11 protein-coding genes are annotated in these 10,703 nt (G+C 68.7%); 6 read left to right on the top strand and 5 right to left on the bottom strand.

All coding sequences use genetic code 11. From position 1 onward, the window contains the following. Positions 1-140: 140 nt before the first annotated feature. Positions 141-545 (bottom strand): SCO2097 family morphological protein, encoded by a 405-nt coding sequence (locus RMCN_RS11325; protein ID WP_064349958.1) that lies wholly within the window; start codon positions 543-545, stop codon positions 141-143. 229 nt (positions 546-774) lie between these two features. Here RMCN_RS11325 and RMCN_RS11320 point away from each other — a divergent pair, with 229 nt between their 5' ends. From RMCN_RS11320 to RMCN_RS11305, 4 genes are all read left to right on the top strand, one after another. Continuing rightward, positions 775-1,374 (top strand): GNAT family N-acetyltransferase, encoded by a 600-nt coding sequence (locus RMCN_RS11320; protein WP_067389495.1) that lies wholly within the window; start codon positions 775-777, stop codon positions 1,372-1,374. Positions 1,375-1,384: 10 nt separating this feature from the next. Further along, positions 1,385-2,110 (top strand): LppM family (lipo)protein, encoded by a 726-nt coding sequence (locus RMCN_RS11315; RefSeq protein ID WP_064416373.1) that lies wholly within the window; start codon positions 1,385-1,387, stop codon positions 2,108-2,110. Positions 2,111-2,214: 104 nt separating this feature from the next. Then, positions 2,215-3,303 (top strand): bifunctional (2E,6E)-farnesyl/geranyl diphosphate synthase, encoded by a 1,089-nt coding sequence (idsA2, locus tag RMCN_RS11310; RefSeq protein ID WP_067389155.1) that lies wholly within the window; start codon positions 2,215-2,217, stop codon positions 3,301-3,303. Between the two features lie 2 nt (positions 3,304-3,305). Further along, positions 3,306-4,919: an alpha-(1->6)-mannopyranosyltransferase A gene (locus RMCN_RS11305; protein ID WP_067389153.1), complete on the top strand. Its 1,614-nt coding sequence runs from the start codon at positions 3,306-3,308 to the stop codon at positions 4,917-4,919. Here RMCN_RS11305 and RMCN_RS11300 read toward each other — a convergent pair. Beyond that, on the bottom strand, positions 4,840-5,244 hold the full coding sequence (locus RMCN_RS11300; RefSeq protein ID WP_064416376.1) for an Rv2175c family DNA-binding protein: 405 nt from the start codon (positions 5,242-5,244) through the stop codon (positions 4,840-4,842). The two genes, RMCN_RS11305 and RMCN_RS11300, sit on opposite strands and share 80 nt — an antisense overlap. Positions 5,245-5,311: 67 nt before the next feature. On the opposite strand from RMCN_RS11300, the gene RMCN_RS11295 reads away from it, so the two are divergent. Continuing rightward, positions 5,312-6,505 carry a protein kinase domain-containing protein gene (locus RMCN_RS11295; RefSeq protein WP_067389151.1) on the top strand — a complete coding sequence of 398 codons (1,194 nt, stop codon included), beginning with the start codon at positions 5,312-5,314 and terminating at the stop codon, positions 6,503-6,505. Here the strand turns inward: RMCN_RS11295 and RMCN_RS11290 are convergent. Genes RMCN_RS11290 through RMCN_RS11280 form a run of 3 tightly spaced genes read right to left on the bottom strand, consistent with a single transcriptional unit; the run spans position 6,502 to position 9,251 of the window. Next, the gene (locus RMCN_RS11290) at positions 6,502-7,887 is read right to left on the bottom strand and encodes a class II 3-deoxy-7-phosphoheptulonate synthase (RefSeq protein ID WP_064416378.1); all 1,386 of its coding nucleotides are present in this window, start codon (positions 7,885-7,887) and stop codon (positions 6,502-6,504) included. The genes RMCN_RS11295 and RMCN_RS11290 overlap by 4 nt on opposite strands. Positions 7,888-7,920: 33 nt before the next feature. Continuing rightward, complete coding sequence (locus RMCN_RS11285) at positions 7,921-8,418, bottom strand: polyadenylate-specific 3'-exoribonuclease AS (RefSeq protein WP_064416379.1); 498 nt, start codon at positions 8,416-8,418, stop codon at positions 7,921-7,923. Further along, positions 8,418-9,251 (bottom strand): hypothetical protein, encoded by an 834-nt coding sequence (locus tag RMCN_RS11280; protein WP_234787641.1) that lies wholly within the window; start codon positions 9,249-9,251, stop codon positions 8,418-8,420. Before RMCN_RS11280 ends, RMCN_RS11285 begins: the two co-directional genes overlap by 1 nt. Positions 9,252-9,416: 165 nt before the next feature. Here RMCN_RS11280 and RMCN_RS11275 point away from each other — a divergent pair, with 165 nt between their 5' ends. Next, positions 9,417-10,700, top strand: coding sequence for a glycosyltransferase 87 family protein (locus tag RMCN_RS11275; RefSeq protein WP_064416381.1), 1,284 nt, complete (start codon positions 9,417-9,419; stop codon positions 10,698-10,700). Positions 10,701-10,703 lie beyond the last annotated feature (3 nt).

Here is a 10,703-nt window from a genome sequence, read left to right as displayed (position 1 = left end):
CGGCGTTGAGTGCCACCGGCAAGAAAAGCGCAGGTGAGAGGCCTATAGGGCGGCGGTGGGGCGTCGTGGGGCGATCAGCCGCCGGACACACGAAAAAGGGGCAGCCCGCCGTGCGGGCTACCCCTGTGTCGTGTCAGTTCCTATTCGTCGAAGCGGCGACGGAAGCGATCCTCCATGCGACTGGCGAACGAACCACCCGAGCCCTTGCCCCGCTTCTGCCGCGGAGCGCCCGGTTCGGCGACCGACCGGTCGCGTCCGCCGGGGACCCGCGGGCCGGTGATCGCGAACACCACGCCGCCGAACATCACGATGAACCCGAGTACCGAGAGCACCGGGAAACCGCCGATCTGGGTGGCTGGGATCGCGACACCGGACACCAGCATCGCGAGCCCGAGCACGAAGAGCGCGGCGCCCTGCAGGCGACGCCGGGTCGAGGGTGCGCGCAGGGTTCCGCCGCGGACACTCGAAGCGAATTTCGGGTCCTCGGCATAGAGCGCGCTCTCGATCTGGTCGAGCATGCGCTGCTCATGATCGGAGAGTGGCATTCGTCCCTCCCTCGGAACCCAGGGGCCCACCGCGGCCAACTCATTGTTCAAAGTCATGTGTGCCCGCGTTCACGGGCATCTAACAGTCATGATACGAGGTCGATCTGAGCCGTACCACCTTGTTCGACGCCCGATTGTATGACGGACACCGCCGCGTGGGAGGCGCAGGCCGATCCACTCGATAATGGTTGAGACGACACCGCCCCGACCCGCGGAGAGGCAGACACAGTTGGCGACATTTCTCATCGATCTGTCGCCGGGCGATATGCAGCGCCGGCTCGGTGACGCACTCGCGGTCTACGTCGACGCGATGCGCTATCCGCGGGGCACCGAGGCCCAGCGGGCGTCGATGTGGCTCGAGCACACCCGCAGGCCGGGGTGGAAGGCCGTCGCGGCGGTGACCATCGGCGAATCCGAGGACACTTCGGTCGGCGAGGCCGAGCTGTCCTCCGCCCCGATGGTCGGCATCGCCTACGGCTACTGTGGCGCCCCCGACCAGTGGTGGCAGCAGCAGGTGGTGGCCGGGCTGCAGCGGGTGGGCGCCGACCGCAACTCCATCGCCGCGTTGATGACGAGCTACTTCGAGCTCACCGAACTGCACATCCACCCCCGCGCCCAGGGGCAGGGCCTCGGTGAGGCGTTGGCTCGCCGCCTGCTCTCGGGCCGCCGGGAGGCCCACGTGTTGCTGTCGACACCGGAGATCAACGGTGAGGCGAACCGGGCATGGCGGCTGTACCGCAGGCTCGGATTCACCGACATCATCCGCGGCTACCATTTCGCGGGCGATCCGCGGGCTTTCGCGATCCTGGGCCGGTCCTTGCCGCTGTGACACGGATTTGATGTCGTCGACGCCTCGGCTCGGCTCGGTCTGGCACGATGACCACGTGCCGGCCCGCCACCGCAGCAGAACCCGCCTGCTCGCACTCGTGATGCTGCTCCTCGTCGTGCTTCCGACCGCCGTTGGCTGCGTCCGGGTGCGGGCCTCGATCACGGTCTCCCCCGACGACCGGGTGTCGGGTCAGATCGTCGCGGCGGCAAAGCCGCGAAACGCCGACGACAAGGGCCCGCAGCTGCTGAACAACCTGCCGTTCGCCAACAAGGTGGCGGTCTCGGAGTACAGCCGAGACGACTACGTCGGATCCCAGGCGGTGTTTTCCGACCTCACCTTCGCCGAACTGCCTCAGCTGGCCAACATGAACCGCGACGCCGCCGGTGTCGACCTGTCGTTGCGCCGGGCAGGTGACCTCGTCATCCTCGAGGGCCGCGCCGACCTCACCTCCCTCAGCGACTCGGAGGCCGACGTGTCGCTGACCGTGTCGTTCCCGGGCGAAGTCACCTCGACCAACGGCGATCAGGTGTCGGCCGAGATCGTCGAATGGAAGTTGCGGCCGGGCGTGGTCAGCACGATGAACGCGCAAGCCCGCTACACCGACCCCAGCGCACGGTCCTTCACCGGCGCCGCGATCTGGCTCGGCCTCGGCTCCTTCGTGGTGGCGGCCATCATCGGCGCCTTGGCGTACATGAGCCGTGACCAATCGCCGAAAGTGGGCGAAGCCCGCGATTGACGGTCGGGTCCTCCCGTCCTCCCTGCTCGGACCACGCACGCAGGCTCTACTCTGAAGGCGTTCGGGGCAGGGTGGTCGCACAGAGAAAGGGGCGCCCGCTGAGCGTGCATGCCACGGCACCGTCAGCCGTCCAGCTGGCCGGCGCCGTCACCGATCAGCTGCGGGACTATCTGCAGCAGCGTCGCAACGAATGCGCCTACATGGGCGACGACTACGCCGAGATGACCGCCGCACTGGAGGAATTCGTGTTGCGCGGCGGTAAGCGGCTGCGGCCCGCGTTCGCCTACTGGGGCTGGCGCGCGGTCGCCGACCGGCCCGAGAACCCGCTGGACCCGGACGTGCTGCGGCTGTGTTCGGCCCTTGAACTGCTGCATGCCTGCGCGCTGGTCCATGACGACGTCATCGACGCCTCCGCGACCCGCCGCGGGCTGCCGACCGTGCACCGGCTGTTCACCGAGCGGCACCGCACGCACGGCTGGCACGGCTCGCCCGAACAGTTCGGCATGTCGGCGGCGATCCTGCTCGGCGACCTGGCGCTGGTCTGGGCCGACGACGTCGTCGCCACGGCCGACCTGCCCCCCGACGCTGCCGTGCGGGTCCGCCGGGTGTGGAGCGCGATCCGCACCGAGGTGCTCGGCGGGCAGTACCTCGACATCGTCGCCGAGGCCAGCGGAGCCGACTCGGTGGCTTCGGCGCTGACGGTCAACATCTACAAGACGGCGTCGTACACGATCACCCGGCCGCTGCAGCTCGGCGCCGCCGCGGCCGCCGACCGGCCCGACGTCCAGGCCGCCTTCGGAGAGTTCGGCACCGACCTCGGTGTGGCGTTCCAGCTGCGCGACGACGTGCTCGGGGTGTTCGGCGATCCCGCGGTCACGGGCAAGCCGTCCGGCGACGATCTGCGGGCAGGCAAGCGCACCGTGTTGTTGGCCGAGGCGGTCGAACTGGCCGAAGAGGCCGACCCCGCGGCGGCCAAGCTGCTGCGCACCTCCATCGGATCGGAGCTCTCCGAGGCCCAGGTCAAGGAACTGTGCACGGTGATCGAGTCCGTCGGCGCGCTGGCCGCGGTGGAGAACCGCATCTCCGAACTCACCCGCCGCGCGCTCGACACCCTCGAATCCGCCGCCATCGACACCCATGCCAAAGCGGGGTTGTCCGAGCTCGCCCGATTGGCCGCGAATCGAACCGCATAACGATGACGACCTCCCCATCGACCTCCCCATCGACACGGCCGTCGAAAGTCAGCTTTGCAGAGCATGTTTCGCGGCTGACCTCGTTCGCTACATCGCCACAGGGCCAACCCGCCCGGCTGGGCTTCGTCGGCGCCGTCCTGATCACCGCCGGAGGGTTGGGCGCGGGCAGCACGCGACTGCACGACCCGCTGCTGGAGTCACTACACCTGTCGTGGCTGCGGTTCGGGCACGGTCTGGTGCTGTCGTCGATCCTGTTGTGGGGCGGCGTGACACTGATGCTGGCGGCATGGCTGTGGCTGGGGCGCCGGGTGGTCGACCGCACCGCGACCCAGTACACGATGGTCGCCACGACCGGCTTCTGGCTGGCGCCGCTGCTCTTGAGCGTTCCGCTGTTCAGCCGCGACACCTACTCCTACCTCGCGCAGGGGGCACTGCTGCGCGACGGCTTCGACCCGTACGCCGTCGGGCCCGTCGAGAACCCGAACTCGTTGCTGGACAACGTCAGTCCGATCTGGACCACCACCACCGCGCCGTACGGACCGGGTTTCATCCTGATCGCCAAGTTCGTGACGATGCTCGTCGGCGAGGACGTCGTCGCAGGCACGATGTTATTGCGGTTGTGCATGCTTCCCGGCTTGGCGCTGCTGATCTGGGCCGCGCCGCGCGTGGCCAGGCACATCGGCGCCGACGGTGCGACCGCGCTGTGGATCTGCGTGCTCAACCCGCTGGTCATCATCCATCTGATGGGCGGGGTGCACAACGAGATGCTGATGGTCGGCCTGATGATGGCCGGCATCGCGCTGACGTTCTCCGGCCGCCATCTGTGGGGCGTGAGCCTGATCGCCGCGGCGGTCGCGGTGAAAGCCACCGCGGGACTGGCGCTTCCGTTCATGGTCTGGGTGTGGGCGCGGGACCTGCGAAACCGGCGCGACTTCTCACCGGTCAAGGCGTTCGTGACGGCGTCGGCCGCGTCGGCGCTGATCTTCACCGCGGTCTTCGCCGTGCTGTCATTGGCCGCGGGGGTCGGACTGGGCTGGCTCACCGCCTTGGCCGGTTCGGTGAAGATCATTAACTGGCTCACCCTGCCCACCGCGGCGGCCAACGTCATCAACGCCGTCGGCGGCCTGTTCCTGCCGGTGAACTTCTACGCGGTGCTGGACGTCGCCAGGATCATCGGTATCGCGCTCATCGCGCTGTCACTTCCGTTCGTGTGGTGGCGGTTTCGCCACACCGACCGCGACGCGTTGACCGGCATCGCGGTGGTGATGGTGATCGTGGTGCTCCTCGTGCCCGCGGCGCTGCCCTGGTACTACACCTGGCCGCTGGCGGTGGTGGCCGCGCTGGCCCAGAGCCGGCGGTCGATCGCGATCATCGCGGGCCTGTCGACGTGGATCACCGTGATCTGGAAACCCGATGGGGCACACGGGATGTACTCGTGGCCACACGTGCTGCTGTCGTTGGCGTGCGCCGCGGTGGCGTGGTACTCGCTGAAGAACGCACCGGAGTGTGCGGTCAATAAGCCACGACCGCGGGCGGTCAATAGGCCATCGCCTGGGCCCGGCGCACCACCTCACGGGCCTGATGCGAGTGAAGAGCATCAACCGGCCGAGCATTAGGCAGGTCGGCGGTCGCGCCGTCGCGCCTGATCGTCAGGGATCCGTCGGGCGTGAACAGCCAGCGCACGATCTCGGTCTCGTGGTAACCCCCGTCGCGCAGCACGACGAGTAACCCGGGCAAGCTCTTGACGACATGGCCGGTGTCGTCGAAGAACGCCTTCGGAACCACCACGACGCCGTCGCGCCGGACGCCGATCAGGTGGCCGTCCCGCAGCTGTTGATGCACTTTCGTCACCGCGACGCCGAGCATCTCGGCGACGGTGGGGAGGTCGTAGACGTCTTCGGCGGGATCGAGGACATCCTCTGCGGCCGGAATGCTGCTCACCGCACCGAGTCTAAATCCGGTAACCGTCGGTCGTTGCCGCAAAGCCGCCGGTGTCGCGCTCCGTAACATGTCTCCGGTGGATGCCTACCCGATGACGGACCCCCTGCTGGGAACCGTGCTGGACGGTCGGTACCGCGTCGACGTGATGATCGCGACCGGCGGAATGTCCGCCGTGTACCGCGGGCTCGATCTGCGGCTGGATCGTCCGGTCGCGCTGAAGGTGATGGACAGCCGCTATGCGGGTGACTCACAGTTCCTGACCCGGTTCCAGCGCGAGGCACGCGCGGTGGCCCGGCTGACCGACCCCGGTCTGGTCGCGGTGTACGACCAGGGCGGTGGACGCATCGGCGGCCCTCCCCCCTTCCTGGTGATGGAACTCGTCGAGGGCGGCACGCTGCGCGAACTGCTGCGGGAGCGCGGGCCGATGCCCCCGCACGCCGCCGCCGCGGTGCTCGGCCCGGTCCTCGGCGGGCTGGCCGCAGCGCACCGCGCCGGCCTGGTGCACCGCGACGTCAAACCCGAGAACGTGCTGATCTCCGAGGACGGTGACGTCAAGATCGCCGACTTCGGACTGGTGCGGGCGGTGGCCGAAGCGAAGATCACCTCGACCAGCGTCATCCTGGGCACCGCGGCGTATCTGTCACCCGAACAGGTCAGCACCGGCGACGCCGATCCCCGCAGCGACGTCTACTCGGCGGGCATCCTGACCTACGAACTGCTGACCGGCCGCACCCCGTTCGCGGGCGACTCGGCGCTTGCCGTGGCGTATCAGCGGATGGACAACGACGTCCCGGCACCGAGCACGGTGATCACGGGCGTCCCCGCGCAGTTCGACGACCTGGTGCTACGAGCCACCGCCCGCGATCCGGCTCAGCGCTACGCCGATGCCCGCGAGATGGGTGACGACCTGGACGCGATCGTCGACGAACTCGGACTGCCGCCGTTCCGGGTGCCGACGCCGCGCAACTCCGCCCAGCACGCCTCGGCTCCTCTTCCCCCTCCTCCGGCGCCCCCGGCCGCAGCCGCACCCGCGCCGCGGCAGGCGACGCGGACACTTCCGCGCGACGACTGGCAAGCCCCCGAAGCCGAATACCAGCCGGTGTCGGGACGGTTCGCCGGAATCGAGCTCGAAGAGTTCTACTGGGCGCGGCAGCGCGCCCGGCGCGCACTGCTGTTCTGGGTGGTGACCGTCATCACGCTGACGGCGCTCATCGCCGCGGCCGCGTGGACGGCGGGCAGCAACCTGACCAACCTGATTTAGTCGCGCAGCATCTCGGCGACCAGGAACGCCAGCTCCAGGCTCTGCTGGGTGTTCAGCCGCGGGTCGCACGCGGTTTCGTAGCGTCCGGCGAGGTCGGCGTCCGAGATGTCCTGCGCCCCGCCGAGGCATTCGGTGACGTTCTCACCGGTGATCTCGACGTGGATGCCGCCGGGATGGGTGCCCAACGCCCTGTGCACCTCGAAATAGCCCTGCACCTCGTCGACGACCCGGTCGAAGTGGCGGGTCTTGTAACCGGTGGACGACTCATGGGTGTTGCCGTGCATCGGGTCGCACTGCCAGATCACCTGATGGCCGGTGGCCTGCACCTTCTCGATGATCGGCGGCAGCAGGTCGCGCACCTTGTTGTTACCCATGCGGGTGACCAGCGTCAGCCGGCCGGGCTCGTTGTTGGGGTCGAGGCGTTCGACGTACTCGACGGCCAGCTCCGGTGTCATGGTCGGGCCGAGCTTGACCCCGATCGGGTTCGCGATCACCTCGGCGAACGCGATGTGCGCGCCGTCGAGCTGACGGGTGCGCTCGCCGATCCACACGTAGTGCGCGGACAGGTCGTAGAGCTTGGAGCCCTGCTCGGTCTCCGAGAGCCGCAGCATCGCGCGCTCGTAGTCGAGCACCAGCGCCTCGTGGCTGGCGTAGATCTCGGCGGTCTCCAGGTTGCGGTTGTCGACGCCGCACGCGCTCATGAACGTCAGCGCCCGGTCGATCTCACCGGCCAGCGCCTCGTACCGGGCACCGGCGGGCGACGTGCGGACGAACTCGCGGTTCCAGTCGTGCACCAGATGCAGCGACGCGAGGCCCGAGCCGGTCAGGGCCCGCACCAGGTTCATCGCGGCGCTCGCATTGGCGTACGCGCGCACCAGCCGCGACGGGTCGTGCTCACGCACCGCGGGGTCGGGCGCGAAACCGTTGATCATGTCGCCGCGGTAGGACCGCAGGCCGAGCGCGTCGATGTCGGCCGAGCGCGGCTTGGCGTACTGGCCTGCGATGCGGGCCACCTTGACCACCGGCACGCTGGCGCCGTAGGTCAACACCACGGCCATCTGCAGCAACGCGCGCAGGTTGGCCCGGATATGCGGTTCGGTGTTGTTGACGAAGGTCTCGGCGCAGTCGCCGCCCTGCAGCAGGAACGCCTCGCCGCGGGCCACGGCGGCCAGCAGGCTCTTGAGCCGCTCCACCTCGGCGGGCACCGTCACCGGCGGAACACTTTCGAGGACGGTGCGCATGTTCTTCGCCGCTTCGACATCCCAGGTCGGCTGCTGCACCGCGGGCTTGGCGAGCGCGGCATCGAGCCGCTGCCGCAGCTCATCGGGCAGCGGCGGCAACGAGGGCAGCTGTTCGATGGGTACGTCGACGGTCCAGTTCACCCGTTCGTGGTAACGGCCCGCGACATGTGCTTTTCACCGCTGGCCCGGTGTTTCACCGGTGGTCATCAGCTGGAACCGCCGCAAATTGTGGCGAGCGTCGACCAACGCGTCGTGGGCGTCGCGCGGGCGCGGCGGCATGCGCGGTGAACCGCGCTCCTCCCAGAACTGGCGCAACTCGCGGGTGAAGCGCGGTATCGCCGGCGGAAGGTCGGTCATCGGACCCCAGAGCTGACACAACACGACATGGTCGTAGGCGCCCACCCACGCCCACAGCTCGATCGGCTCGTCCCCGTCGATTCCGAAGAAGTCCTCCAGCTCCGCGCGAATCTGGCGGCGCGAGCGCCACAGCTGCGAGGCCGGTGGCGGGAGCTTGGGCAACACATGCTTGCGGACCCAGCTCCCTGCCCGTTCGGGGTTGAATTCCGTTGACACCGCGTAATATTCGCGACCATCCTCGGCGGCGACGCCGATCGAGATCAGGTCGATGGTGCGCCCGTTGTCGATGAATTCCGTGTCGTAGAAGTAGCGCACTACGCGGGTTCCTTCTCGGGCTCGGCCGAGACCGACCGATCCTTGGGGGCGGGCGCGGCGTGGATCTCGCGGTCGAGCTGCTCGTCGACCAACGCGTCGTCGGGAAACTTGGGCATACCCGCGATCGCGTCCTGCAGCCACAGCTTGGCCTGGACCACCGGTCGCCGCAGCCAGCGCTCCCGCTCCAGCGCCCGATGCATTTTGCGCGGGCGGTTGGTGTAGCGCCAACGCGCCCACGGCGCGTGCGGCCTGGACAACCGGATCGCCCCGACGAACAGCAGCGGGGTCACGAACATCCCCACGAGCCCGGTCCACACCTTGCCCTTGAGCAGCACGATGACGGCCAGCATCAACGTCAGCACGGCCGCCACGACCACACCGGCGCGCGCGAGCAGCGAGTGGTCGTTGCGCCAGATGTCGATGTCGAAGAACGACAGCGGGTTGAAGCCCAGGATCAGCAGGCCCGCGACGGCGACGGCAGCGAAGACCGCATCGACCGAGGTCCTGCCGTCCTCGGCCCAGTACACGTCCTGCAGATGCAGTATCAACGCGAACTCGTCGAGCACCAGCGCTGCACCGATTCCGAAAAAGATTGCTGCCGCCGTGAATTCGGGTACTCCCCCGTCGACACCCAACGTCACCATCGTCACACCGGAGATCATGACCAGGACCACGCCGATCACCACGTGGTGGATGTGCAGCCCACTACCAGTGCCGATGTTGCGCGGCTGCCACCACTTGCGCGGCGCATCGCTGTCGGCGTGCCTGCGGATGTACCGCACGATCGTGCGGGTGACGAAGAACGTCAGGATGAACGCGATCAGGCAGTACATGAGCGGCACCCGCGCGTGCGGGACGCCGAAGACGAGGTGTAAGTCCGCGAGCACCCAGAAAACTTACGCCGACCGCCGCGGACGCGAGGAGCAGAATGACCAGCGCGTGTCGCGCCCGGTATACCGGCCGACCCGGCGGGGCGCCCGGATAGTCTGGTCAGCGACATGAGTACGTGGCGGTCGCCCGGCGGGGCTGGTTGGGGGCCAACGCTCGCCTGGCGACTGTTCCAGTTGCTGACCCTGGCGGCGTTGGCCTGGGCCGGCTGGCGTGTGCTCGGGCGCGTGCCCTACCGCATCGACGTGGACGTCTACCGGATGGGCGGTCAGGCCTGGCTGGACGGCCGGCCCCTTTACGCCGACGGAGCGATGTTCCACACCCGGGGCGGCCTCGATCTGCCGTTCACCTATCCGCCCCTGGCCGCCGTGGTGTTTGCCCCGTTCGCGCTACTGTCGCTGGAAGCGGCCAGCGTCGCGATCACGGTGACGACCCTGGTGCTGCTCATCGTCGCGGTGACGCTCGTGCTGCACCGGTGCGATGTCTGGGCCCAGACGTCGGTGACGGCCGAGCCCGCGTGGCTGCGCCAGGCGTGGCTGGCCGCGGCGATCGTGGCCCCGGCGGTGGTCTACCTCGAGCCGATCCGGTCGAACTTCGACTTCGGCCAGATCAACGTCGTGCTGATGACGCTGGTGATCGCCGACTGTGTGCCGCGGCGGACACCGTGGCCGCGGGGCATGCTCCTGGGGCTGGCGATCGCGCTGAAGCTCACCCCGGCGGTCTTCCTGCTGTATTTCCTGCTGCGGCGCGATGTTCGCGCGGTCGTCGTCACCGCGGTGTCCGCCGTCGTCGCCACACTGATCGGGGTGGCGTTCGCCTGGCGCGATTCGCTGGAGTACTGGACCGAGACCGTGCGCAACACCGATCGCATCGGTACCGCGACGCTGAACACTAACCAGAACATCGCCGGCGCCCTGGCTCGGCTGGGGCTGAGCGAAGGCCCGCGGTTCGTGTTGTGGACCGCGGCCTGTCTCGCTGTGCTGGCGATCACCGTGTGGGCGGTTCGGCGCGTGCTCAGGGCCGATCAACCGGTGCTGGCGCTGATCTGCGTGGCGATGTTCGGGTTGGTGGTGTCGCCGGTGTCGTGGTCGCACCACTGGGTGTGGGCGCTGCCCACGCTGTTGGTCACGGCACTGGTCGCCTATCGGAAGCGGCACGCGGCGCTGGGCGTGGTGGCGGCCGCGGGCTTCGCGTTGATGGTCTGGACCCCGATCACGCTGATGCCCGAACACCAGGAGACCGCCGCGTCGCTGTGGCGCCAGCTGGCGGGCGGTTCGTATGTGTGGTGGGCGCTCGCGGTGATCGTGGTCGCCGGCACCGTCGCGGGGACGGCCGCACCCGCGACACGCAGCACACCGGTCGTCGACGCGTCGCCGGTGCCGGCGGTCAACTAACCG

The organism is Mycolicibacterium novocastrense (genome assembly GCF_001570485.1).
In the GTDB taxonomy this organism is placed as follows: Bacteria; Actinomycetota; Actinomycetes; order Mycobacteriales; family Mycobacteriaceae; genus Mycobacterium; species Mycobacterium novocastrense.
The sequence above is the reverse complement of the archived record's forward strand: the minus strand, read 5'-3'. Positions and strand labels throughout refer to the sequence as shown.

What these genes read in the sequence shown, in the direction of transcription:
- RMCN_RS11325 (WP_064349958.1), bottom strand. Translation starts at nt 545, where the DNA reads ATGCCACTCTCCGATCATGAGCAGCGCATGCTCGACCAGATCGAGAGC.
- RMCN_RS11315 (WP_064416373.1), top strand. Translation starts at nt 1,385, where the DNA reads ATGTCGTCGACGCCTCGGCTCGGCTCGGTCTGGCACGATGACCACGTG.
- RMCN_RS11305 (WP_067389153.1), top strand. Translation starts at nt 3,306, where the DNA reads ATGACGACCTCCCCATCGACCTCCCCATCGACACGGCCGTCGAAAGTC.
- RMCN_RS11295 (WP_067389151.1), top strand. Translation starts at nt 5,312, where the DNA reads ATGTCTCCGGTGGATGCCTACCCGATGACGGACCCCCTGCTGGGAACC.
- RMCN_RS11280 (WP_234787641.1), bottom strand. Translation starts at nt 9,251, where the DNA reads ATGTACTGCCTGATCGCGTTCATCCTGACGTTCTTCGTCACCCGCACG.
- RMCN_RS11275 (WP_064416381.1), top strand. Translation starts at nt 9,417, where the DNA reads ATGAGTACGTGGCGGTCGCCCGGCGGGGCTGGTTGGGGGCCAACGCTC.